The sequence below is a fragment of the Dietzia timorensis genome, from assembly GCF_020742175.1.
GTDB lineage: Bacteria > Actinomycetota > Actinomycetes > Mycobacteriales > Mycobacteriaceae > Dietzia > Dietzia timorensis_A.
Genome location: NZ_DYXM01000006.1, coordinates 24,836 through 48,804, shown reverse-complemented (window position 1 = coordinate 48,804; position 23,969 = coordinate 24,836). Strand labels below are relative to the sequence as shown.

22 protein-coding genes, 1 tRNA gene and 1 other RNA gene are annotated in these 23,969 nt (G+C 66.1%); 13 read left to right on the top strand and 11 right to left on the bottom strand.

Annotated elements, in window-relative coordinates:
- The 5 genes from K8V11_RS00355 to aceE form a co-directional block, all read right to left on the bottom strand.
- Nucleotides 1–1,136 (bottom strand): acyl-CoA carboxylase subunit beta (locus K8V11_RS00355; RefSeq protein WP_303910130.1); only part of this gene is annotated, 1,136 nt, incomplete at its 3' end.
- 430 nt (nucleotides 1,137–1,566) lie between these two features.
- Nucleotides 1,567–1,815, bottom strand: coding sequence for a meromycolate extension acyl carrier protein AcpM (gene acpM / locus K8V11_RS00350; RefSeq protein ID WP_067477122.1), 249 nt, complete (start codon nucleotides 1,813–1,815; stop codon nucleotides 1,567–1,569).
- A gap of 102 nt (nucleotides 1,816–1,917) precedes the next feature.
- Complete coding sequence (locus K8V11_RS00345) at nucleotides 1,918–2,892, bottom strand: ACP S-malonyltransferase (RefSeq protein ID WP_303910127.1); 975 nt, start codon at nucleotides 2,890–2,892, stop codon at nucleotides 1,918–1,920.
- A 162-nt stretch (nucleotides 2,893–3,054) separates the two neighbouring features.
- Entirely contained in the window at nucleotides 3,055–4,344 is a 1,290-nt protein-coding gene (locus tag K8V11_RS00340) for a CdaR family transcriptional regulator (protein ID WP_303910125.1), read from the bottom strand.
- Between the two features lie 8 nt (nucleotides 4,345–4,352).
- A complete protein-coding gene (gene aceE / locus K8V11_RS00335; RefSeq protein ID WP_303910123.1) occupies nucleotides 4,353–7,175 on the bottom strand; it encodes a pyruvate dehydrogenase (acetyl-transferring), homodimeric type in 2,823 nt (940 codons plus the stop codon).
- 417 nt (nucleotides 7,176–7,592) lie between these two features.
- Between aceE and K8V11_RS00330 the strand changes: the two genes are divergently transcribed.
- The 3 genes from K8V11_RS00330 (at nucleotide 7,593) to K8V11_RS00320 (ending at nucleotide 9,271) form a co-directional block, all read left to right on the top strand.
- The gene (locus tag K8V11_RS00330; protein ID WP_303910136.1) at nucleotides 7,593–7,985 is read left to right on the top strand and encodes a DUF3052 domain-containing protein; all 393 of its coding nucleotides are present in this window, start codon (nucleotides 7,593–7,595) and stop codon (nucleotides 7,983–7,985) included.
- Between the two features lie 72 nt (nucleotides 7,986–8,057).
- Nucleotides 8,058–8,130 (top strand) — tRNA-Val (locus K8V11_RS00325).
- 130 nt (nucleotides 8,131–8,260) lie between these two features.
- On the top strand, nucleotides 8,261–9,271 hold the full coding sequence (locus K8V11_RS00320; RefSeq protein WP_303910121.1) for a cobalamin biosynthesis protein: 1,011 nt from the start codon (nucleotides 8,261–8,263) through the stop codon (nucleotides 9,269–9,271).
- Here K8V11_RS00320 and K8V11_RS00315 read toward each other — a convergent pair.
- Both K8V11_RS00315 and K8V11_RS00310 read right to left on the bottom strand, forming a co-directional pair.
- A complete protein-coding gene (locus K8V11_RS00315) occupies nucleotides 9,268–10,230 on the bottom strand; it encodes an SURF1 family protein (RefSeq protein ID WP_303910120.1) in 963 nt (320 codons plus the stop codon). The genes K8V11_RS00320 and K8V11_RS00315 overlap by 4 nt on opposite strands.
- 92 nt (nucleotides 10,231–10,322) lie before the next feature.
- The gene (locus K8V11_RS00310; protein WP_303910118.1) at nucleotides 10,323–10,796 is read right to left on the bottom strand and encodes a low molecular weight protein-tyrosine-phosphatase; all 474 of its coding nucleotides are present in this window, start codon (nucleotides 10,794–10,796) and stop codon (nucleotides 10,323–10,325) included.
- Between the two features lie 100 nt (nucleotides 10,797–10,896).
- Here K8V11_RS00310 and K8V11_RS00305 point away from each other — a divergent pair, with 100 nt between their 5' ends.
- The 6 genes from K8V11_RS00305 (at nucleotide 10,897) to K8V11_RS00280 (ending at nucleotide 16,680) form a co-directional block, all read left to right on the top strand.
- A complete protein-coding gene (locus tag K8V11_RS00305; protein WP_303910116.1) occupies nucleotides 10,897–12,003 on the top strand; it encodes an aminotransferase class I/II-fold pyridoxal phosphate-dependent enzyme in 1,107 nt (368 codons plus the stop codon).
- A 17-nt stretch (nucleotides 12,004–12,020) separates the two neighbouring features.
- Nucleotides 12,021–13,199, top strand: coding sequence for a Nif3-like dinuclear metal center hexameric protein (locus tag K8V11_RS00300; RefSeq protein WP_303910114.1), 1,179 nt, complete (start codon nucleotides 12,021–12,023; stop codon nucleotides 13,197–13,199).
- Nucleotides 13,200–13,255: 56 nt separating this feature from the next.
- Nucleotides 13,256–13,990 (top strand): zinc ribbon domain-containing protein, encoded by a 735-nt coding sequence (locus tag K8V11_RS00295; protein ID WP_303910112.1) that lies wholly within the window; start codon nucleotides 13,256–13,258, stop codon nucleotides 13,988–13,990.
- Nucleotides 13,987–14,697, top strand: a complete 711-nt coding sequence (locus K8V11_RS00290; RefSeq protein WP_303910110.1) for a histidine phosphatase family protein — start codon at nucleotides 13,987–13,989, stop codon at nucleotides 14,695–14,697. Before K8V11_RS00295 ends, K8V11_RS00290 begins: the two co-directional genes overlap by 4 nt.
- 59 nt (nucleotides 14,698–14,756) lie before the next feature.
- Nucleotides 14,757–15,170, top strand: an RNA gene (gene rnpB, locus K8V11_RS00285) — RNase P RNA component class A.
- A gap of 40 nt (nucleotides 15,171–15,210) precedes the next feature.
- On the top strand, nucleotides 15,211–16,680 hold the full coding sequence (locus K8V11_RS00280) for an RNB domain-containing ribonuclease (protein ID WP_303910108.1): 1,470 nt from the start codon (nucleotides 15,211–15,213) through the stop codon (nucleotides 16,678–16,680).
- Here K8V11_RS00280 and K8V11_RS00275 read toward each other — a convergent pair.
- Nucleotides 16,677–17,240: a hypothetical protein gene (locus K8V11_RS00275; RefSeq protein WP_303910106.1), complete on the bottom strand. Its 564-nt coding sequence runs from the start codon at nucleotides 17,238–17,240 to the stop codon at nucleotides 16,677–16,679. The genes K8V11_RS00280 and K8V11_RS00275 overlap by 4 nt on opposite strands.
- 198 nt (nucleotides 17,241–17,438) lie before the next feature.
- On the opposite strand from K8V11_RS00275, the gene K8V11_RS00270 reads away from it, so the two are divergent.
- The 4 genes from K8V11_RS00270 (at nucleotide 17,439) to K8V11_RS00255 (ending at nucleotide 20,188) form a co-directional block, all read left to right on the top strand.
- Entirely contained in the window at nucleotides 17,439–18,161 is a 723-nt protein-coding gene (locus tag K8V11_RS00270; RefSeq protein ID WP_303910104.1) for a CDP-alcohol phosphatidyltransferase family protein, read from the top strand.
- A complete protein-coding gene (locus tag K8V11_RS00265) occupies nucleotides 18,158–18,937 on the top strand; it encodes a 1-acyl-sn-glycerol-3-phosphate acyltransferase (protein ID WP_303910102.1) in 780 nt (259 codons plus the stop codon). The genes K8V11_RS00270 and K8V11_RS00265 overlap by 4 nt, the downstream gene beginning before the upstream one ends.
- Nucleotides 18,934–19,923: a phosphatidate cytidylyltransferase gene (locus tag K8V11_RS00260; protein WP_303910099.1), complete on the top strand. Its 990-nt coding sequence runs from the start codon at nucleotides 18,934–18,936 to the stop codon at nucleotides 19,921–19,923. Before K8V11_RS00265 ends, K8V11_RS00260 begins: the two co-directional genes overlap by 4 nt.
- Nucleotides 19,924–20,002: 79 nt before the next feature.
- A complete protein-coding gene (locus K8V11_RS00255; RefSeq protein WP_303910097.1) occupies nucleotides 20,003–20,188 on the top strand; it encodes a hypothetical protein in 186 nt (61 codons plus the stop codon).
- Between the two features lie 37 nt (nucleotides 20,189–20,225).
- On the opposite strand, the gene K8V11_RS00250 is transcribed toward K8V11_RS00255, so the two are convergent.
- The 3 genes from K8V11_RS00250 to panB form a co-directional block, all read right to left on the bottom strand.
- Entirely contained in the window at nucleotides 20,226–21,935 is a 1,710-nt protein-coding gene (locus K8V11_RS00250; protein WP_303910095.1) for a CYTH and CHAD domain-containing protein, read from the bottom strand.
- A gap of 88 nt (nucleotides 21,936–22,023) precedes the next feature.
- On the bottom strand, nucleotides 22,024–23,037 hold the full coding sequence (gene pip, locus K8V11_RS00245) for a prolyl aminopeptidase (RefSeq protein ID WP_303910134.1): 1,014 nt from the start codon (nucleotides 23,035–23,037) through the stop codon (nucleotides 22,024–22,026).
- Between the two features lie 19 nt (nucleotides 23,038–23,056).
- Nucleotides 23,057–23,911 (bottom strand): 3-methyl-2-oxobutanoate hydroxymethyltransferase, encoded by an 855-nt coding sequence (gene panB / locus K8V11_RS00240; RefSeq protein WP_303910132.1) that lies wholly within the window; start codon nucleotides 23,909–23,911, stop codon nucleotides 23,057–23,059.
- Nucleotides 23,912–23,969: the final 58 nt, after the last annotated feature.

The window sequence follows — 23,969 nt, the reverse complement described above, 5'->3', positions numbered from 1 at the left end:
GCGCCGCCGTAAATCTTGCGCGTGACGAGGGTGACCCTGGCGACCTTCGCTTCGGAGAATGCGTGGAGCAGCTTGGCGCCGCGGCGTACGACGCCGTCCCACTCCTGTGCCACGCCGGGGAGGTAGCCCGGTACATCGACAAGAACGACGAGCGGGATTCCGAACGCATCAGCCATGCGCACGAAGCGCGCGGCTTTCTCCGCGGATTCGGAATTGAGGCACCCGCCGAGACGAAGCGGATTGTTCGCGATGATGCCGACGGTACGACCGGCTAGACGCCCGTATCCGACGACGATCGACGGAGCCCATTTGCTCTGCAGTTCGACAAAACTAGAGGAGCCGTCTTCGCGGGCGTCGACGACGTGATCGACGATGGGGTGAACATCGTATGCCCGACGCGGGGACTCGGGGAAGAGTGCGCCAATGTCCTCGTGCTCGTTGCGGAGGGCCTCCGCGTCGAATACGCCCTGCTGGCTGAAGAGAGTGGACAGCTCGCGGGCCCTCTCGTATGCCTCGCCTTCGGAATCGCTTGCGATGTGGCACACGCCCGACTTGCGGTGGTGGGCGGTCGGCCCGCCGAGCTCAACCTGGGTGACCTGCTCACCGGTGACCTGACGCACGACGTCGGGGCCGGTGACGAACACCTTGCCCTCGGGAGCCATGATGACGACGTCTGTGAGTGCGGGCCCGTACGCGGCGCCGCCGGCCGCTGCACCCAATACGACGGAGATCTGCGGAATCTTGCCGGACGCGCGAACCATCGCGTGGAACACGAGCCCGACGCCGTGAAGTGCTTCGACGCCCTCGGCGAGTCGAGCGCCACCGGAATGCCACAACCCGATGCACGGCACGCCTTCTTCCAGTGCGGTGTCGATAGCGGAAACGATATGGGCGCAGCCGACGTGGCCCATCGCCCCGCCCATGATGGTGGCATCGGTACAGAAGGCGACCACGGGAGATCCTTCGATCGTTCCGCGTGCCGCGACGACGCCGGCGCGATCGTAGGTATCGGGGGCATCGGCTGCCTGGAGGGGGGACACGGTGCCGTCGTCCAGAAGCGTGGCGAGACGAACGTACGGATTGCGCGGGTCCACGTCTTCGATGGTGGAGATGTCAGGTGTAGCGAATGCAGTCATAGCTGGCGTTTCCTTAAAGGCTCTTCATTTGTCGAGTGGCTGTGCCACGTGCTCGACCTCGCGCTTGGCGCGATCAGTATGCGGAGGAAAGTGCCGCTCGGGGTGGAAGCAGCCAGTCTCGTCGAGACGATCCGAAAGTTCGTGCTTGCTGCGCTCACTTGCGTATCGGACGACGGACTACATGCTGTTACGCGTTCGGGGAGCTCGCGGTGAGGGGCGTGCTCTCCGACTACCTGAATGCGGCTGCGCTAGACGCAGAGTGTGGAAGGCGCTTTTCGCTCACACCGGCTACCCAATCAATCAAGGGGCAGCGGAGCGTGGGGTGAGGCCCACGGATATTTGTGAACGAAATGGTAGTGCGTATCTACATTATCGTGGTGCGGCGAATGCCGCACGCCGACCGGCGGAAGCCGGCCGACGGGGCAGGAAGCTAAGCCTCGATCTTCTCGACGTACGAGACGGCGTCGCCGACCGTACGCAGTTTACCCAAATCCTCGTCGGGAATCTCTACGCCGTAGCGATCCTCGAGCTGCACGGCGATTTCCACCATGGACAGCGAATCGATATCAAGGTCGTCGACAAAGGACTTCTCCTCGGTGACTTCCGAGGGCTCGATACCGGTAACCTCTTCGACTACCTCGGCGAGGCCGGAGATGATTTCTTCCTTGGTGCGTGCCATGGGTAAACCTTTCGTTTGGGGCATTTATCCTGCTGGTCTCGGACCGCCCTGTGGGGAGGCCTCAAGTGTGTGCGGCGCCGGAATGCTACGCGGCGCCGTGCGTCAAGCGCAGTGGTACAGACTAGCCGACGCGGACAGCGCGAGACTGTTCGCCGAGTCCAGGTCGTCCGGACCTTCCATTGCTAGGCGGTCGGTACCGCGCATTTGGCGTTTCGCGATGCCCGCGAGTGCGCCTGACGGGGGGAGCTCGATGAACGCCGTCACGCCGAGTTCGGTCTGGGTCTGCGAGCAGAGATCCCAGCGCACGGGTGAGGTCACCTGCGAGACAACCCGGTCGAGGGCGTCGTGGCCGGAGTCGACCGCTTTACCGTCGACGTTCGACAGCAGGGTGCATTCCGGATCGGACACGGCGACTGCCGCGGCTGCCGTTGCGAACTCCTCGACGGCCGGTTGCATGAACGGAGTATGGAATGCGCCTGCGACCTCGAGCTGACGAACTTTCGCGCGAGCAGGGGGATTCTCCGACAGCTCGGCGCATGCCGCGGCGTCACCAGCGGCGACGATCTGGCCGGTGGCATTGATGTTCGCCGGGTAAAGGCCTGCGTCTGCGATAGCTGCGCGCACCTCGTTCTCGCGGCCTCCGAGGACGGCGACCATCGAGGTGTCATGGTCGGCGCACGCCTTGGCCATTGCAGCTCCGCGGATAGCGGCGAGGAGCACGGCGTCGACATCGGAGATGACACCCGCCATTGCGAGCGCGGCGAGTTCCCCGATGGAATGTCCTGCGACCACGGTGTCGCGGTGGCGATCGTCGGCCGTCGCTGCGTTCGCTTCGGGCAAGAGCCCGCGCTCACGAAGCTCGGCCGCGGCGAGCAGTGCTGCGGCAACGACAAGCGGCTGCGTCACCGCAGTGTCGCGGATCTCGTCCTTCGACGCGTTCGTACCGAGCGTGACGAGGTCGAGGCCGCTGGCTACGGACCATTGCTCAAGGCGGACGCGAGCTCCGGGACGTTCTAGCCAATCGGCGAGCATCCCAGGCTTCTGCGAGCCTTGTCCGGGGGCGTTGAATGAAAGCACGTGTTAAAGCAAACACCCGATCCATAACTGATGCTGATGTTTTGCTAACCAGAATGCGCAGTCAAAATTTGTAGGGATTCCACAAAACTGCTGGAATGTCGTGCCCCATCTGTTACCAACGGAATATCGTTACACGAACTACAAGAATGAGATTCATGTGAATTAGTGTGACGAGTGTGGCGGCAAACGGCCCAAAGTCAAGGCAATTCGCAGAACAAACGAGTCCCGAGGTTTCAAGGGGTCGTACTGTGTGATTTGCGCAACACGCCTAAGCCGGTAGCGCACCGTGTTAGGGTGAACGAACAACTCACGCGCACACGCCTCCACTTGGCCACCATGCTCGATATATGCGTGGAGCGTCTCTTCGACAGACGCGTCGGCTGCGCGAAGAGGGCCTATTACCGTATCGACAAGAGTGCGACGTGCCGTTTCATCGCCCGCGAGAATCCTCTCGGGAAGGAGGTCAACGGCAGATACCGGACGAGGGGCATTGGGCCACGCGGCGACCGCCTCAAAGCTCTTGATCGCTTCTGCTGCGCTGCGAGGAGCTTGAGAAAGGTTATTGACGGTGGGCCCCAGAACTACCGGGCCGTCATCAAAGGTCTTGAGAATGCGTTGCGGGATCATAGTGGCCGCGGGAAGCGCCCCGGACAGGACCACGACGAAGCGGGCGCCCTGGACCACGGCGAGCGCTTGCCGGTCATCGGCAGTGGCAGCCATGTGGATATCGTTGACCGCCGTAATTCCGAGATCGGCCTTGGGTACGCCGACAATCACGGTCAAAGGCTGAGTCGTGTCCCAGTTGAGCGCAGCCGAGCCGGAGTTGAGGTCGGCCATGTCGTCTCCGCGAATGATCGCGTCGACGAGCATCGCTTCCATTCGGGTGTCCCAGGACCCCCGGTTCTCGGCCGCGGCCGCATAGACGGCGGCGGCGGTGAACCCGAGTTCACGGCCATACCGAAGCAGTGCCGTGATCGTGGCATTGCGCTGACCCTCGTTGTGCGAGACGCGTGGAAGAACCAACTCGAAGTAGTCGAGCGTCGAACGAACGAGCTGGACCGTTTCCTGGAGCGAAAGGGAGCTGCCGGATTCACCGGGCAGCAGCTTGAACGCTGCGATCGTATCGGATAGCTCGGCCTCGGGATTCTTCGTCCAGGCGGCGAAATCCCGGATCGCGCTCTGGATGATCAGGTGAATTTGAGCCTTTTGGTCTGCCGGCAATACCTGGAAGAAGGTCAGCTGGGTCTCCAGCCAGTGCACTGCTTCGGTGGACAGGCGTCCGGAATATCGGGTGAAGCGCCGGAGAAGCGCGTCAGAGATCGGCCGCGTGCGCCGCGACTCATCGGTCTTCTTCCGACGAACGGTTCTCGCGTCGGTCTCCGATGAGGCGCTTGCGCGCGCGGCCGAATTCTCTTGTGTGGCCGAATCGTCGGCCGGGTCGATCGAGTCCAACTCGAATATCACGCCACTCCAGGGTCGGATGTCTGCTCGGGTGCGGCATCCACGCTATCGATTTCGAAGTCGCGTGTTGCCTGAACGAGCTGATCATGTCCGATTGTGCCCTCGTTGTACAAGCCGCGAAGGACGGCGATGACTATCGATTCCGCATCGGTATTGAAGAATCGACGTGCGGCCGGGCGAGTATCGGAGAACCCGAATCCGTCGGTGCCGAGAGTGTAGTAGGACCGGGGTACGAATCCACGGATCTGTTCAGGGACCGCTCGCTGGAAGTCGCTCACCGCGATGACCGGGCCCGCGCCCTCCTCCAACTGGGTGGTCACGAAAGGTACCTGGACCTCATCCTCGGGGTTTCGCAGAGCGTGTCGATCACAGGCGAGCCCGTTCTTCGCGAGCTCGTTCCACGAGGTCGCCGACCACAAATTCGCTGCAACGCCATAATCGTCCGCGAGGATTTCCTGTGCTCGCATGGCGGCGTACATGCCGACACCGGAGGCAAGGATATCGGCCTCCAGACCGGAGTTCTCGGCCTTTCGGAACAGGTAGAGGCCGCGAAGCAGTGCGTCGGCATCGAGGTCTTCCGGTTCAGCCGGCTGCTTGGCAGGCTCGTTGTACAAGGTGATGTAGTACGAGACGTTGCGATCTTCGTCGTGGGGGACCGGCTCGACTCTTTGCTCCGGTTCAACCTCGGACCCGGGGCCGTACATGCGCTCGATGCCGGCGCGGAAAATGTGGGCCAGCTCGAAACCGAAGGCGGGGTCGTAGGCAACGATCGCGGGGTTGGTTGCCGCCAGCAGCTGCGAATGCCCATCCATGTGTTGGAGGCCTTCGCCGGTGAGAGTCGTTCGTCCCGCCGTTGCGCCGAGGAAGAATCCGCGTGCGAGCTGATCGGACGCCGCCCAGATGAAATCTCCCGTGCGCTGGAACCCGAACATCGAATAGAAGATGTACACGGGAATCATCGGTTCGCCATGGGTGGCATAGGCGGTGCCGGCGGCGGTGAACTCGGATACGGACCCCGCCTCATTGATGCCCTCGTGCATGATCTGTCCGGACGTGGACTCCTTGTACGAGAGCATCAGGTCATGGTCGACCGAGGTGTAGTTCTGCCCGTGCGGGTTGTAGATCTTCAACGTCGGGAACCACGAGTCCATGCCGAACGTCCTGGCTTCATCCGGGATGATGGGGACGAAACGCTTCTTCAATTCCGGATCGCGCATCAATTCCTTGAGGATCCGGACCGACGCCATCGTGGTGGCGACTTCCTGATTGCCCGAGCCCTGACGCATCTTCTTGAGCTTGTCGATCCCGGGAACGGTGAGCGGAGTAAAGGTGTGGCGGCGCTCTGGAACGAATCCGCCCAGTTCCTTTCGGCGTTCGAGAAGGTATTTGATCTCCGCCGAATCTTGATCCGGCTTGTAATAGGGCGGAAGGTACGGGTCTCGTTCCAGCTCGTCATCGGCGATCGGGATTTCCTGCTTATCGCGGAAATTCTTGAGGTCGTCGAGGGTCAGCTTCTTCATCTGGTGGGTGGCGTTTCGGCCCTCGAAGTTGGTTCCGAGCCCGTAACCCTTGATCGTGTGCGCGAGAATGACAGTCGGCTGGCCCTTATGTTCCAGCGCGGCCTTATATGCGGCGTAGATTTTTCGGTAGTCGTGGCCGCCGCGCTTGAGCGCCCATAACTCGTCGTCGGTCCAGTCCTCGACCATCTTCGCCGTACGCGGGTCTCGGTTGAAAAAGTTTTCGCGAAGGTACTTGCCGTCGTTGGCTCGAATTGTCTGGTAGTCGCCGTCAGAGACGTTGTTCATAAGGTCCACCAGGGCGTTCTCGGTGTCCATCGCGAACAGGGTGTCCCAGTTGCGGCCCCAGATCACCTTGATGACGTTCCAACCCGCGCCGCGGAAATAGGATTCGAGTTCCTGGATAATCTGGCCATTACCGCGCACGGGCCCGTCGAGGCGCTGCAGGTTGCAGTTGATGACGAATGTGAGGTTGTCCAGAGCGTCGTTCGCCGCAACCGCGAGTGCGCCGCGCGATTCGGGCTCGTCCATCTCGCCGTCGCCGAGAAAAGCCCACACGTGCTGGTGTGAGGTGTCCTTGATGCCGCGGTTGGCGAGATATTTGTTGAACCGTGCCTGGAAGATCGCGTTCATCGGGCCGATGCCCATGGAAACCGTCGGGTATTCCCAGAACTCCGGCAGGCAACGTGGGTGCGGATAAGACGGAAGGGCATTTCCGGCTCGGGACTTCTCCTGGCGGAAACCATCGAGCTGTTCTTCGGTGAGACGGCCCTCGAGGAATGCCCGGGCGTACATCCCGGGGGAGGCGTGGCCCTGGAAGAAGATCTGGTCGCCACCGCCGGGGTGGTCCTTACCGCGGAAGAAATAGTTGTAACCCACCTCGTAGAGGGGAGCGGCGCCCGCATAGGTGGAGATATGCCCCCCGACCCCGATTCCGGGACGCTGAGCCCGGTGGACCATGATCGCCGCGTTCCAGCGCACCCATTTGCGATAGCGACGTTCGATCGTCTCATCGCCGGGAAACTCGGGCTCCTGCGATGTCGGGATCGTGTTGACGTAATCCGAGCTGGTCAAAGCGGGCAGGGCCACGCGTTGCTTCGACGCCCGCTCGAGGAGCCGAAGCATCAGATAACGAGCACGCTCGGGGCCTGCGTCGGCTAAGAGCCCGTCGAGTGAGTCCATCCACTCCTGGGTTTCCTCCGGGTCCGAGTCGGCGAGGTACGAGGCAACGCCTTCGCGGAGGATGGGGACATTGGCGCTGTGCGCGCCGGTAACGACGGCGTCCTCGCCAGTATTCGGGCTCATTGAATCTCCTTGGTGCGGTCATTCGGAATCGAAGTGGTGTGTTCGACGCCGATCTCTGCAAATAAGTAGGTGGCATACCTGCAGGGGAACTCACCGGGCCGACGAACTCGCGGGGATGGCGATATTCGGTTCGGAACGGTGAAGCAAATACGTGACAGTTTGCTCACGTTCCACGGTAGCGCGGATCACAACAGCGCGTGTTAAGCGCGGTGATTCGGCGCGATGCACGCCGGGAAAATCCCGGAAATTCGGGCTACATATCTTCTACATTGCTATCCGAGGCGATAAGTTGACACAGTAGTGTTGAACGAAACAGCGCAACCCGGCAATGCTGGGACGCACTCACATGAGGAGGAAAGAAACTTGGTCGCTTCGGCAGACCCCGAAGGCACCACTCAAGACGCCACCGCGGTCGACGTGCAGAATCTCGAACTCAAGAAGGGAATGCTGGTCCAGGAAGTCGGTTGGGACGAAGACTGTGACCCGGCATTGAGCGAAGCCGTGGAGGATCTCATCGGCTCCGTCCTGCTTGAGGACGACACTGACGAAGTCGTCGATGTGGTGATTTTGTGGTGGCGGCAGGGCGACGGAGACCTTGTCGACCGCCTCATGGATGTCATGGGCCCACTGTCCGACGACGGCTGCGTGTGGGTATTCACCCCGAAGACCGGACTCGATGGACATGTAGAGCCCGCCGTCATCGCTGAATCCGCGCAGACTGCCGGCATGATGCAAACGAAGACCGGCGGCCTCGGCGAGTGGGCTGGAGCTCGGCTCGCGCTGCGCAAGGGCAGCGTCCCCAAGCGCTAGCCGCGCCTTTTTACGTCTGCCGCGTCCCATGCGGTATTGTCGTCCTGCATGCCGTGCTGATGGTGCGGTTAGGCGCGTATAACTCAGCGGTTAGAGTACTGGTCTTACACACCAGCGGTCGGGGGTTCAAATCCCTCTGCGCGCACTTTTTGAACGCCTGTCCAGTTTTCTGGGCGGGCGTTTTCTTTTTCCGATAATCCGCTTAAAGACCACCGATTCCGCTGCCCTGCGCCCGCAGCCGGGGGAGCGGGGCCGACCCCGCTACCATTCGCTGTATGACGTCGGACCTCCATTCCCGCGCGGCGGGCCTAGCCCTCGGCTTCGCAGCGGACCGGGCGTTCGCGGACCCCGCACACTGGCACCCGGTGGCGGGATTCGGGGCAGCGGCCCAGGGGGTCGAACGCGCGCTTAACCGCCCCGGAGCCGCGCCTGCGCGCGCACGGGCGGCCGGGGTCGTCTATGTGGCCGGGATGGTCGGCGGGGCCGCATCGCTCGGCGTGGTCTCCGGATGGCTCGCCGACTGCGGGCTGCGACGTCATCCAGCGGGTCGTTTTGCGGTGGATGTTGTTTTCACCGCCGCCGCGACGTGGGTGAGCCTGGGCGGGACCTCGTTGCTCCGCGTCGCAGGGACTATCGGCGACGCGATGGCTGCCGGGGACGTCGACGGCGCCCGCGAGTGGCTGCCGTGGCTCTGTGGAAGGGAGCCGTACCAGCTCGACCCGCAGGAGTTAGCGCGAGCGACCGTCGAATCGGTCGCGGAGAACACCGCCGACGCGCACGTGGCGCCCGTGGTGTGGGGAGCCGTGGCCGGGGCGCCCGGGATTCTCGCCTACCGCGCGGCGAACACGCTCGACGCGATGGTCGGGCACCGCAGCGAACGCTTTGAGAATTTCGGTTGGGCCGCAGCGAGGCTCGACGACGCGCTCAACTGGATCCCCGCCCGGCTTGCGGGCCTCGCCACGGTGGCGGCAGCGCCGTCGGTCGGGGGGCGGATGCGCGACGCCGTCGGCGCATGGAAACGCGACGCACACGGGCATCCAAGCCCGAACGCCGGTGTCGTCGAATCGACCGCGGCTGGGGCACTTGGCGTTGAGCTCGGTGGGCGCACGCCGTATGCGTACGGGGTCGAATTCCGGGGACGGCTCAACGCGGGCGCAGCGCTCGTGCAGGCGGCGGACATTTCTCGGGCCCTCGCGCTCGAGCGCCGCGTCCAGGACGGCACAGTGGTCGCCGCGGTCCTCGGGCTTCTGGTGGCCGGCGTGGCCGGGCGGATCGCGACGAACTAGATACGGCTGCGATTCCTGCGCGCCCGCCGCTGCTCGGCGCTGATGCGCTCGCCACCGTAGCGATCCGCGAGTACCGCGTTCTCGTCCTGGGCCGAAGTCCGCTCGGCGGGGGCATCCTCTGCGGTGGACGGCGTGCCGTCTTTCGCGTCGGCCGAAGTCGAGGCGGATGTGGGAGAGGAGTCCGCGGTGCTTCGCGATTCGCCGGGACGCGAGAGCAGCGGCCGGCTTCGGCGATTACGCAGCTCCGTCGTCACAAAGTAAATGAGCGCTGTAGGTGCGAGAATACCGAAGGCGATCCACTGGAGGCCGTAGGACAGGTACGGCCCGCTCTCGATTGCCGGCGTCGGTATTTCGCCGAGCGCGCCCGGCTGGCCGCCGTTGAGCTGCAGATATTGCGGGGCGAGATCGATGTCCGAGAACTCCGGAAGCGCGGAGATCTCGGCGACGTTGAAGGTCTTCACCGTGTCCGCGCCGCGGATCTCGGTGGGCTCGGCAGGCTGCGGCTCCGCCTGCCGGAAACGCGCGGTGATCTCCACCTCGCCGCTGGGCACCGGGGGAATGTCGCCGATCGCGCCCGCGGCGCCGACAGGAACCCACCCTCGGTTGATAAGCAGCGTCCGGCCGTCGTCGGTCTCGAAGGGGCTGAGGACCTGGTAGACCTGGTTGCCGTCGACTGGGCGCAGGCGGACGAGAATTTGGTGCTGCGGATCGTCGTCGAAACGCCCCGTGGCGGACACGAAATGCCATTCGAAGCTCGCCGGGTCCTCGGCGTCGAGTGCCTCGTCGACCGGGGCGGGATCGGACTCGCTGGCCTCGACGAGCCGATCGTTGCGCGCGTTGAGGCTGTCGTTCTTGCCGAGCTGCCACGGCGCCAGCAGCATGAAACACGCCACGGCGAAAGCGATGACGGCGATGATGCCGAGCAACCAGCCGGGAGTGAGTACACGCTTGAGATTCACACCTCTACGGTAACCCCTGCCCGCTGCTTCGAAGAAGTCGCCGCAGCCCCTGAAGCTGCATGGGCGGCCGCTCCTGCCGGGCCCATGTTCGGCTACTGCCCGAGCTCGGTGCGGACGGTGTCTACCAGCCCGGGAAGAGCGGCGGATATCTGACGGCGGACGGTGCTGAAATCGCGTTGCGAACCGTAGTACGGATCTGCGACATCCACGCCATGGGCATCCGGGTCGAACTCGCGCAGCAGCCGAACCCGCTCCGGGGCGGCGCCCGAGTGGCGAAGCGAGCTCGCGTGCCCGGAGTCGAGCGCCACGAGCAGGTCCGCGTCGAGCAGCCGCTCGGAGACCTGCTGCGCAGAGTGCCCGGGATTCAGGCCGAGGCCCTCGAGCTCGGCGGCGGCGCGGGGATCCATGCCCTCGCCGGTGTGCCAGCCGCCGGTGCCGGCGCTCTCGATAGATACCTTCTCGCCGAGCCCGGCATCAGCGAAGGCGGCGCGGGCCATCACCTCCGCCATCGGGGAGCGGCAGATATTCCCGGTGCACACGAAAACCACGCGATACGGATCGGACATACGGTCGCCCCCTCTTCACTTCGGCCTCGTTTCGTGGCCAACGGCATCCACTTTACCGACGGCGGCGGCCCCGCGACGGGGCACAGTAAGCTGGAAAATCGTGGCCGATACCTCGCCCGCTCCGGCGGCCCCCGAATTCCACGGCGACCGGGAACTGTTCCCCGGTTGCCTGGATTTCGCCGTCAATGTGCGCGCGGCACGTCCGCCGTCATTGATGCGCGAAGCGCTGATCGGGGCGATCGAGGACATCGCCGCCTATCCGAGCGCGAACGAGACCGAGCGGGTGCGGGAGCAGATCGCGCGGCGCCACGGCGTCACTCCTGAAGAGGTTCTCCTGCTCGCCGGCGGCGCAGAGGGGTTCGCGCTGCTTCCGGCGCTCGGCACCGCGTCGCTGACCTGCGTGATGCCGAGTTTTACCGAACCACTGCACCAAGGACGCAAGGCCAACCTTCCGGTGCACACGATCACCCTCGACGCACCATTCGACCTGCCGGCCGGAGCCGCGCTGGAGCCGAACACCGCGCTGGTTCTCGGCAACCCGTGCAACCCCACCTCGCGCCTGTACACACCTGCAGAGGTTCTCGACTTCGGAGCGAACGCGGAAGTGCTCGTCGTCGACGAGGCCTTCATGGACATGACCGCAGCCGGGGAGCCGGCCTCGCTCGCCGGGGCGCGCGTTTCCGGGGTGGTCGTGCTGCGCTCGCTCACCAAGACGTGGTCGCTCGCGGGACTGCGCGTAGGCTACGCGGTCGGCGATCCGCGCCTGCTCGATCGTCTCGCCTCACGCCAGGGGCACTGGCACCTCGGCACGCCCCAGCTGCGCGCCCTCGAGGTTGCGACGAGCGAGGCGGGCGAGGCCTGGGTGAGCTCCGAACGTGCACGCATGCACGCCGAGCGCGACGAGATGGCACGCGCGCTGGCCGCCGCCGGGATCGGAATCGTCGCCGATCCGCAGGCCCCGTTCTTCTTGGTGGCGGCGCCGCCCGGCGTGCACACGGCGGACTTCCATTCGGCGCTCGTCGATCGCGGCATCGCCGTGCGGCGCTGCGAATCCTTTCCCGGTCTCTCGCAGACCGAGGCTTCGGACGGTGGCGTCGGTCCCGGATACTTTCGGCTGGCCGTGCGCCCGGCGGAGCAGGTAGAACGGCTGGTAGCGGCCTGGCGCGCAGCCGAGGCCGCCGTTAGAGCAGGAGCGACGACACGGTGAGCAAAGGAGAGCTACGAATGAACGGTGCACACAAGGCCACCGGCGCGAGCGCGGAAAGTGCCCCGACGCTGGCCGAGGTGATCGCCGTGCTCGAGGACGCCTACCCTCCGGCCCTGGCCGAATCCTGGGACGCCGTCGGGCTCGTCGCCGGCGATCCCGCCGACCACGTCGGCAAGGTGGCTATCGCGGTGGACGCGACCGACGAGATCGTGGACGATGCCATCGCCGCGGGCGCGTCGCTGCTGCTCGTCCACCACCCACCACTCATGCGCGGGGTGAATTCCGTCGCCGCCGACACCCCGAAGGGGAGGCTGGTGCACCGGCTCATCTCGTCCGGCTGTGCGCTGTTCGCCGCGCACACCAATGCCGATTCGGCACGGCCCGGCGTCAACGATGCGCTGTGCGAGGTTCTCGGGATCCCGGCCGGGGTGCCGCTCAAGCCCCAGGTGTCGTCCACCGTCGACAAATGGATGTTCACCTGCCCACCTGACGACATCGACGCCGTGCTCGACGGAGTGTTCGCCGCTGGTGCCGGGGAATTCGACGGTTACAGCGGTTGCGCCTTCACACACTCCGGGCGGGGACAATTTCTGCCGGGCGACGGCACGAACCCGACGATCGGCGCGGTGGGTGAGCCCGAGAAGCTCACCGAGATCCACGCCGAGTTCATCGCGCCGGCGGCGATTCGGGAGAAGGTCCGCGCCGCACTCTTCGCGTCGCACCCCTACGAGGTTCCCGCCTACGACATCCTCTCCTCGCACGCCGTCGGCCCTGCGGACACCACGTCGGCGGGGCTCGGCAGGGTGTGCGAACTCCCCGTGCCTCGCACGCTTGCGGAACTGACCCGCGATTTCGCCGCTCGGCTGCCTGCGACGGTCGGCGGCCTGCGTGCGGCAGGCGACCCCGACATGCCCGTCCGCCGCGTAGCGGTGTGCTCGGGCGCCGGCGATTCCATGTTGGGCGCGGCCCGTGCGGCCGGGGCGGACGTGTTCGTCACGGGCGATCTGCGCCACCATCCGGTGGACGAGCACCTGCGGCTCGGCCCGCCCGCAGTGATAGACGTGCCCCACTGGGCCGCCGAGTTCCCGTGGTGCGCACAGGCCGCCGGGCTACTCCGTGACCACGCGGGCGTAGAGGCCACGGTCCTGGACCGGCGAACCGACCCGTGGACCGTCCACGCGCAGAGCCCCAAGTAATCTCGATTCGGGATGGCCCCAGGGCTTTCGCACGTCAACGTAGTCGAGGAGACCAGATGCAAGCACCGATAGACGAACAACGTCATCTCGTCGAAATCGCCGAACTCGACGCGCGAATCGCGGGGCTGCGGCACAAGGACAAGAACCTGCCGGAGCAGGAGAGCCTCGACGAGCTTCGCGAGCAGCGGCGCGCCGCGGCGGGCGGCGCGGCCCGCGCCCGCATCCGCCTCGAGGACGCCGAACGTGCGCACAAGAAGATGCTCTCCGAGCTTGCCGACCTCGACAAACGTGCGGCAGAGGCGGCGGCCACGGACGAGGCCTCGCTACCGACGGCGACCGCGCGGCGCGACGCCGCCCACGAGAAGGGCGCGGTCGTCCGGCTCATCGAAGAACTCAAGGCGCAGCTGGGGGATCTCACAACGGCGCGCGAGGCAGGAGAGGCCGACGTCGCTCACCACGGGGCAATGCTCGACCAGCTCGATTCGAAGATCGCCACCGCCGAGATCGCTCGGCTCCACGCGATCCACGACGTCGGCGCCTCCCTCGAATCCGCGCAGAGCCGCCGCGCCGACCTGGCCGCGCACGTTTCCGCCGAGCTCATGGCCGAATACGAGCGCATCGCCTCCGAGCGCGGCGCCGGGGCCGGCGAACTGCATCCGCACCGCTGCGGCGCCTGCCAGATGGAGCTCGACCGCGCGACGATCGCCGAGTTCCACGACGCCCCGGCGACTACCGTCATCCACTGTCCTGAATGCGGCGCGATCCTCGTTCGCCCCAAGGGCACGCAGTGAGTTCCGGGGTCGCCGGGAAGGGATCGGGCACCAGGCATTCGGCCGGCTGGGTGGCCGGTTCGGCGTCGATGACCAGGATCCTGCTCGTTCGTCATGGACAGACGCCGATGTCGGTCGACCGGCGCTTTTCCGGCCACGGCGACCCGGCGCTCACCGATTTAGGTGAACGCCAGGCGGAGGCGACGTCCGCCGTCATCCGGAAAATGACCACCAATGACGCCGGAGGCAGCGACATTCGGGCGATCGTTTCCTCACCGCTTTCTCGGTGCCTCGCCACGGCCACACAGCTCGCAAAATCTACGGGTGTAGGACTGTCGGTCGACCGTGGAATCATCGAGACGGACTTCGGCGAATGGGAGGGGCTCACCTTCAGTGAGGCGGCCGAACGAGACCCCGAACACCACCGGGCGTGGCTGGGGAATCCGGCACTCGCGGCGCCCGGCGGGGAGTCTTTCGACGAGGTTGCCTCGCGCGTGCTGCCTGCTGTGGAGACATGGGCGAAGCAGGCCGAGGGCGGGACGCTCGTGGTCGTCAGCCACGTCACGCCCATCAAGCTGATGCTGCAGCAAGCACTCGCGGGCGGACCCGAATTCGCCTATCGCCTGCACCTCGACCTGTCGCAAATCTCCGAATTACGGCGCTACAGCGACGGGCAGTCAAGCGTGCACCTGGTCAACTCCACGGCACACCTCGAAGGGCTCGATTAGCAGGCCGGCCCGGCCGTTATGCAATTCGGCGTGCAAAGCCCTTAGAATTCTGCACAGAACGAGTCGGCCAGACGACCGCGACGTTCGGAACCGCCGGCAGCTGCCGGCAGGCCGGCGTCGAGGAAAGTCCGGACTCCGAAGAGCAGGGCGGTTGCTAACGGCAACCCGGGGTGACCCGCGGGATAGTGCCACAGAAAATAGACCGCCGCCGCCCCTCGAGGACGGCGGTGAGGGTGAAACGGTGCGGTAAGAGCGCACCAGCGCTGCGGGTGACCGCAGCGGCTCGGTAAACCCCGCCCGGAGCAAGATCGAAGGCCGCACCCGACGGTGCGGCTGCGCGCATGTTCGAGGGCTGCTCGCCCGAGTGCGCGGGTGGATTGCTTGAGGTACCCGGCGACGGTGTACCCAGATGGATGGTCGTCGCCTCGCTCAAGCGGGGGCCACAAAATCCGGCTTATCGGCCGACTCGTTCTTCCCACGTGACATAGGCGTTCTGCGCCTATCATTACGAGCATGTGGATGACCTCCCGCGACCTGGATTTCGCTCCCATCAGGAGCGAGTTCGAACTGCCACCCTCCGGTGACGATGCGTTCCCCGAGGATGTGCGCGCCGAGGCGGACGCCGCGCGGGACCTCTTCGCCGGTGGGCGCGCGGACCTCACCGAACTCGCCCTCGTGACTATCGACCCGCCGGGCTCGATGGACCTGGACCAGGCGGTGCGCATCGAAACCCGCGCCGCCGGGGGATGGATCGTCTTTTACGCGATTGCCGACGTCGGGGCGCTGGTCCCGCCAGGCGGTGCGATGGAGGCGGAGTCCCTGCGCCGCGGCCAGACGATCTACCTGCCGGACGGATCCGTGCCGCTGCATCCACGCGAGCTCAGCGAGTCCGCAGGCTCGCTGCTGCCAGGCGAGGTTCGGGCCGCGGTGCTGTGGCGAGTGGAGATCGACGCGGAGGCGCGCGTGCTGTCCACCGACGTGCGTCGGGCTACGGTGCGCTCGCGCGAGCGCTTCACCTACGCCGAGGTCCAGGCCGCCGCAGACGAAGGCACGCTCGCCGAACCGATCGCCGAACTTCCCGCCGCCGGGCGCGCACTGCGGGCTGCGGGAGTGCGCGCCGGCGCCGTCAACCTGCGGATCCCTGCCCAGGACATCGAGGGCGGCGCCGGACATTGGGAGTTACGCATCGAGCAGCGCACCGAAGCCGACGAGTGGAATGCGCAGATCTCGCTCCTCGTGGGCAGGTGCGCGGCGGCGATCATGCTCGAGGGTCGGTGCGGCGTGCTGCGCACCCTGCCGCGCGCAGACGAAGACACGCTGTCGGATCTGCGGCGCACCGCGGCGGCGCTGCAGCTCGAATGGCCGCAGGAACAATCCCTCGGGGAGTTCCTCGATTCCGTCGACGTCAACAATTCGCGCGGACTTGCGATGATGCGAGCCTCCACCGCGGCACTGCGCGGCGCCGACTACGCCGTGTTCGACGGGCAGGAACCGGAAGAACGCGAGCACGCCGGGATCGGCGGACCCTACGCGCACGTCACCGCGCCGTTGCGCCGGCTGGTCGACCGCTTCGCTACCGAAATCTGCCTGGCGCTGACGGCGGGCACCGAGATCCCCGAGTGGGTGCGCGGCGCGATGGGGGCACTGCCGGAGATCATGAACAGCACCTCGCGCACGGCGTCTGCGGTAGACCGCGCCTGCGTCGACCTTGCCGAGGCAGTCGCGCTCGAGGAGTTCGTCGGTGTTCCGCTGGCGGTGTACGTGCTGCGCTCGAGCACGGAACCGAAGACACCTGAAGCCAAGGAACGGCCAGGGGAGGTGTTCCTCGCGCAACCTCCGGTCTTCGCGTCGTGCACCGGGCCCGTGTCGGAGGGGACGACGGCGACGGTGTACGTCGCGGTAGCCGACCGGGAGTCCCGCCGGGTCGAGTTCACGGCACATGCGCCGGCTCAGGCCGCGCCCGGCGCCGGCGCAGCGAGTTAGTCGCGGCCGACTGTGCGGAAATACCACACATAGAACGCAGTCCAACCTCCCCAATACACGGTCGGCGCGAGCCAGGAGATCTGGCGCGGGAAGAGATTCTTTCCGGCCACGTGGGCCAGGTGGCTCGCGCCCGGGACGAGAACGAACCGGGTCATCCGCGCCGGCACGGACCAGGCGAGAAACGCCGGGAGCGACCGGCCCTGGAGACCCGAGGTACGGGCGAAAATCTTGTATGGGACTCCCTTGGTCGGGCCGACGAGCACTGCGAGATCGCCTTTCGCGACGAGGTCCCGCTCGGCGTTGGTGATCATCGTCTCGCTGATCGCCGGCAGCCGCTGCAGCATCGCGGAACTCTCCTCCGCCGGGACTTTCGCGCCCCAACGGTAGGTGAGCACGCCGCCGACGAGCGCGCCGCCGAGCGCAGACAGCGTGGCCTCCATCGCCCTGCGAGGGTGGCGCAGCGCGACCTTGCTCAGCCACACGTCCGGGACGATAAAGAAGGCGGTCGCCTCGGCGAACCCCCATCCGGCTGCCACCGCATGATCCAATCGTGCGCCCATCGGCCCTCCTCCTGCTTTCGAGTGACGTCGGCGTCAAAACCCAATTCCCGTGCCTATGTGTGATGGAACATTTCGGCGGAAAGTTCCCTCTCACGATCGTGGCCGCGGCGAGAAGCGCCCGGCGCGGACCGGAACTTTATACAGTGTGAGGCATCGAGCACGGCCGCGAGTCTCATTCGCAACGGGGAAGGGGACCATATGTCGGGACCGGAATCAGTCGAGGGCGCGGGAGCGATCCCGCACGGCACTCGACGGCGAGACATCCCGCAGCGCAGCACCGGCTGGGCTGCGCGCGCGGCAGACGCGATGGCAGGCGCCGGGCTCACCCCCAACCAGATCTCGGTGCTCTCGGTGGTCTTTGCCGCGCTCGCGGCGGCGCTGCTCGTCGCGTCCGCACATGTCGGCACGCCGGTGCGGTCCATTTTGCTCGTGGCCGTCGCGTTGCTGTTGCCGCTGCGCCTGCTCGCGAACATGCTCGACGGGATGCTGGCGGTAGAGAAGGGCATGCACTCGCCGGTGGGAGATCTCTACAACGAGGTGCCCGACAGGCTGTCCGACGTATTCGTCTTCGCCGCGGCCGGCTACGCGACCGCCGGTGCGTGGACCATCGGCTCTACCGATGTAGGAGTCGCCCTCGGGTGGGCTACGGCGCTCGCCGCCGTCCTCACCGCGTACGTGCGAAGCCTCGGCGCGGCGAACGGCACCGGCAACTTCTTCCAGGGGCCGATGGCCAAGCCGGCACGCATGTGGGTGATGGTGGCCGCAGCGCTGGTCTCGCTTGCGGAGCCGCTCACGCCGCTGGCGGAGGGCACGGTGTTCGCCGTCGCGCTCGTCGTGGTCGTGGCCGGCTCGGCGGCCACGGTCATCGTCAGGCTGCGGCTCGTGGCACGGCGTATGACGGCGGAGGGAGAATCCGCATGAGAGAGGCACACTCGCGCGCATCCAGACTCGCGATGTCTGGCGCCCGAACGGTCGTCGCAGCGGCGGTCGCCGCGATCGCAGGGGCGAAACCCGAGTTCGTCTCGCACGGCGAGGTCCGCGACGGTTCGACTGTCGACCTGCCACGCCAGGCAATTTTCTACGCCAATCACTCGAGTCACCTCGATTTCGTCACGCTGTGGGCGTCGTTGCCGCCGCGATTGCGCAACAGGGTGCGCCCGGTTGCGGCGGCCGACTACTGGTCGAGTGGGATCAAGCGTGCTGCCGCGGAGGGGTTCTTCAACGCCTACCTCGTCGAGCGCGGCGGCTCGGGAGCGCGCGGCAGGGATGCCCCGCAAGGTCGAGACAGGGCGCAACGTTCCTCCAGCCAAATCGACGGGATGAACGAAGTCCTTACGGCGGGAGACTCTCTCATCATTTTCCCCGAGGGCACCCGGGGGACCGGGGAGAAGCTCGCGCGGTTCCAGGCGGGCCTCTACCACCTCGCTCGAAGGAACCCCGAGATCCCCGTCATTCCCGTCGCGCTTGCGAACCTCGGCAGGATCCTGCCGAAAGGGGAGAAGATCCCGGTCCCGCACCTGTCCACGGTCCGGTTCCACGAGCCGATCAGGACAGGCGAGGGGGAATCAAAGGACGAGTTCCTCGAGCGTGCCACGGCGATCATCAATAGATCCCTGCGCAACCTCGACCCGGACATCGATGACGAGCCCGAACCGGGCGCGGACTCCGGGCACGGCTCTCGGGAGGACAAGCGATGATCGGTCTAGTCGACGCGCGCACAGGGCTTTTGCTCGGCGGGGTCTACGGCGTACTTGTTCTCGCCTCGGTGGTGACGGCGGTGCTGTACGCAGTGCTGGACCGCGCGAAGAACGCCGGCCTGCTCTCCAACCTCACCCAACGCATCGCCGCGTGGTGGTTCATGATCACGGGTATCGCCGTCGCGTTGCTCGCGGGGGAGACCGTCGCCGTGTTCGCGTTCTTGCTGCTGTCCTGGCTCGGCCTTCGCGAATTCATCACCATCTCACCCACGCATCGCAAAGACCACAAGACTCTCGTGTGGGTGTTCTTCATCATCACCCCGCTGCACTATTTCTTCGTCTGGCAGCACTGGTACGGCATGTTCGCCGTGTTCATCCCGGTCTACGCCTTCCTCTTCCTGCCCACGCGAAGCGCGCTCGCGGGCGAGACGAAGAAGTTCCTGCAACGCACCGCGGTCACCCAGTGGGCGCTCATGGTGTGCGTGTACGCGGTCAGCTACACCGTCGCGGTGCTCAACCTGCCGACCGCAATCGAGCACGGTCGAGAGTTCGCCGAATACGCGCCCGCAGGATCCGGCGGCGCGGCCGGCGCCCAACTGCTGCTGTTCCTATTCATCGTCGTCCAGGGCTCGGACGTGCTCCAATACATCTGGGGCAAGACCCTCGGCCGCCACCCGATAGCGCCGTCGGTGAGTCCGAACAAGACGTGGGAGGGCTTCGTCGGCGGAGTGCTTTCGGCTACCGCTCTCGGCACGGCGCTGTGGTGGATCACGCCGTTCGCGCCCTGGCAGGCCGCCGCCATTTCGTTCGTGTCCTGCCTCATGGGCTTTTTCGGCGGTCTGGTCATGTCCTCGATCAAGCGCGACCGCGGGGTCAAGGACTTCGGTTCGATCATCCCCGGGCACGGCGGAATCATGGACCGACTCGATTCGCTCGTCTTCGCGGCCCCGGTGTTCTTCCACGTCGTCCGCTTCTTCTTCACCTAGCACCTGCCAACCCGTCTACCCTCGACAGGGAGATCAATCGCAGAACCGACCGACCGCGCACATTAGGGAGTCACATCTCATGGCTGACAACGGCAACGACAACAGCACCGAGTGGTACTACAACACCAAGACCGGCGAGGTCGTCCAGGGCAAGCAGGAAGGGTACATCGACCGCATGGGGCCGTACCCGACCCGCGAGGCCGCTGCTCACGCCCTCGAGACGGCGAAGGAGCGCAATAAGCAGTGGGACGAGGACGAGGACTGAGGACTAGCGCACCGCCCGGCGGGCACGTCCCGCTGGGCTATTTCTTGTCTTTGCCCTTCTTCGGGGACTTCGCCTTCCTCGCGGCGCGGAGCTTGCGTTGCGAGTCCTGCATTTCCTTGAATGCCGCGGACACTGTCGCCGCCTCGTCGGCGAAGCCCTCGAGCGCGCGCTCGGACGAGAACCGCTCGTGCTCGAAGAGCACCCCGAATCCGAACGTCGGTTCTCCCGCGGCCTCCGCGCGCCGCGAGATCCGCCGGATCCACTGCCGCGCCGTCACCGAATCCTGCACGTCGCCGAGCACGTCGTGCAGCCGCTCGCTCGCCGAGCGCAGAGACACCACCTGCGGCATCTCCTTCGAGCTGATCGAGGCCGCCGTCCGACGCAGCGCCTTATTCCGTTTGCGCAGGGTATGGGTGAGCTCCTCGCGCTGCGCCAGCGTCAGGTTCAGCGAGTCGAGTTCGTCCTCGACCCGGGCTCGCGCCTTGTCGAAACGCTTGAACTGCCGCTGCGCGCCCTGGACCACCAGGTCCGACGTCGGAGCCCCTGGTTTCCCCTTGCCGAGCCCCTTCTTCCCGGACGAAATGATCTCCTTCGGCCGCCCCGAGCGGACGCGCTGTGCATCAGTCGGCGTCTCCATCTCACCCGCGGCCTCGATCACGTCGTCGAGTGAGTCGAGCAGCGCCAGGTAGCGCGGATTCTCCAGGCCCATCGTCACCCGCTTCGCGGTGCGTTGCTCTTCGCGGTCGAGTTCGGAGAAGATCCGATCGCGCACCGAGTCGGGGACGAGATCGCGAGGGTAGCCGTCGGAGACCTCGTGCAATCGCGCGCGCACTACCTGCACGTCTCGCGATTTTCCGAGCATCCGGATGAGTTCATTGAGTTCGCGTTCGAGCGAGGAGATTTCGACGCCGTGGCTTCCCGGGCGTCCGGCGTTGATCGCCTCGCCGGCCGCACGCAGCTCCTTCGCGTGCGCGTTGAGAGTCGTCTGCAGGTTGCGCGCAGAAGTGCGCATCGCGTGGATGCCGACCTCCAGGCCGAGGCGCGCCCCGGCGTCCCCGGACAGCAATTTATCGACATCGGCACGGAGCATGGAAGCCACCGCCGATGACGCCGGAGCTGCGACGTCATCTACGGGGCCGATCGTTTTGGCGAGCTTCGACGCGAGCGGTGACGCGCTCGCGCCGGCGTCGAGGCATGCGGCCGAGAGTCGGGACAGGACATCGACGGAGCCGCCGCGTTCGGAGTCGACGAGCTCGAGCTCCCATTCGCGCCACGAGATCGCCGCGCCGTCCCGCAGCCGGGTACCGCGGACATGGTCGTCGCAGAATTCGACGATCGCCGAGCCGCCACGCTCGACCACGGTTTCGTGCCGCTCGTTGTCGATGCGCGCGATGGGGATCAGCTCATCGTGGCGCGCGTATCCCCACACCGCGGTGCGGACCTCGTCGGGAACGTCCGCCGAATCGGTGAGTGGAAATGTTAGTTCGGTGCGCCCGGTGGAACCGGCGGAGGTTTCCACGGCGGGCAGCTTGACGTGCCAGCCGTCGTCCTTTCCGCCGGTGCGGCGGCGGACTGTGATCTTTGCCCTGGTGAGCCGCAGATCTTCTGCGTCGTAGTAGGTGGCGGAAAGGTGGTGGACCTGCTCCGCCCGCGCGTCTAGTTCCCCGCCGAGAGTCAGGTCGGGGACATCGGCGCTGGTCGAAACGTCGAAAGTGGACTCCACTTCCCAGTGCGTGCCGGGTGTCATGCACCCACTATTACCAGCTTTTCTCCCGTCCCAGGCCCCTCGATCCGCGCCTCACCTCGCGCGGGCGGACGCAGTGAGCCGCGCGAGGTCAGGCGTTCTGGCGGAAGCGGTCCGTCGCCGTCAACAAGTGGTGGGTGGTCATGGGCTCGGCCATGGCGTGGCCGGCCTCGGGGGAGACGTGAAGCTCGGCGGCGGGCCACCTGGCGGCGAGCTCGAACGCGTTGGTCACCGGGCACACCACGTCGTATCGGCCGTGCACGATGACACCCGGGATGTGAGCGATCGCGTCCATCCCGTCGAGCAGCGGACGGTCGGCGAGGAAAGCGTCGTGGAAGAAGTAGTGGTTCTCGATCCGCGCGAACGCGAGGGCGAATCGGTCCGCCTCGGCGGGATCGGCGCCCGCGGCGTCGCCGCCGTCGTCGTCGGGATGGTTGACCAGGTGCGAGGTGTTCTTTTCCCACGTTGTCCACGCGTGCGCGGCCTCGAGCGCCACCGCCGGATCGTTCGACTCCAACAGCTCGTGGTACCTGGCGACGTGATCGAATCCCGGAGCTGCGAAGGTGCGCAGGCCATCCCCGCGCGCCTCCGGACCCAACACGGAGAGGTAGCCCTCCCACTCGTCGGGGAACAGGTGCGCGGCCCCGCCGCGATAGAACCAGTCGATCTCGAGGGGACGGCACAGGAAGATGCCGCGGAGCACGATCTCGGTGACCCGGTCGGGGTGGGTCTGCGCGTAGGCGAGGCCGAGTGTGGAACCCCAGGACCCGCCGAAGACCTGCCACGCCTCGATCCCCAGGCGGCTGCGTAGGACCTCGATATCGTCGACGAGGTTCCATGTCGTGTTGTGCTCCAGGTCCGCGCCGTCGGCGATATGCGGCGTGGACCGCCCGCAACCGCGCTGGTCGAACAGCACGATGCGGTAGGCGGCGGGGTCGAACATGCGGCGGTGCTCGGGCTGGCACCCGCCGCCCGGCCCGCCGTGGATGAACACGACGGGCTTGCCTTCCGGATTGCCGACCTGTTCGTAGTAGAGCTCGTTGCCGTCGGACACGGGCAGCATCCCCGTGTCGAAGGGCTCGATCGCCGGGTACGGGGTGCGCAACTCGGACACGCGAAATCTCCTAGAAACTGTGATCTGCGTCGGGGAAGGAGCCGTCGGCGACCTCCGTCGCATACTGGACCGCGGCTGCGCGCAGCTCGTCGGCGAGCTCGGCGTACCGCTTGACGAACTTGGCCGTGCGGCCCGTCGTCATCCCGGCGAAGTCCTGCCACACGAGCACCTGGCCGTCGCATTCGTTGCCGGCGCCGATCCCGATTGTGGCGATCTGCAACTCGCGGGTGATCTCCCCGGCGATGTCGGCCGGCACCATTTCCATGACCACCGAGAACGCGCCGGCTTCCTGCACGGCGCGCGCATCGGCCCGGAGCCGCTCGGCGGATTCGCCGCGGCCCTGCACGCGGAAACCGCCGAGACCGTTGACCGACTGCGGGGTGAAACCGATGTGCGCCATGACCGGGATACCGGCGTTCGTGATCGCGCGGATGTGCTCGGCGATATTGACGCCGCCCTCGAGCTTGACAGCATGGCAGTTGCCGCGCTTCATCATCTCCGCGGCCGCCTCGACGGCCTGCTGCGGGGACGCCTCGTAGGAGCCGAAGACGAGGTCGGCGACGACGAGCGCCTTCGGGGCGCCGCGCGTGACGGCCCGAACCAGCGGCGCCATCTCGTCGACCGTGACGGGCACGGTCGAGTCGTAGCCGTACATCGTGTTCGCCGCGGAATCGCCGACGAGCAGGATCGGGATGCCCGCCTGCTCGAAGACCTTGGCCGTCGAATAGTCGTAGGCGGTGAGCATCGCGAACTTGCGCCCCTCTGCCTTCCACTGGGCCACGTGATGGACCCGCGTGACCTTCGTCAGCCCCGGTGCGCTCTGGTTTTCGCCGTCCTGGGCCGAAGTGCCCGAATCGCCGTACATAGTGACAAGCACGCTCCCTTTTCACGAAGTTCACCCACGCCCGTCGTCATTAACGGGC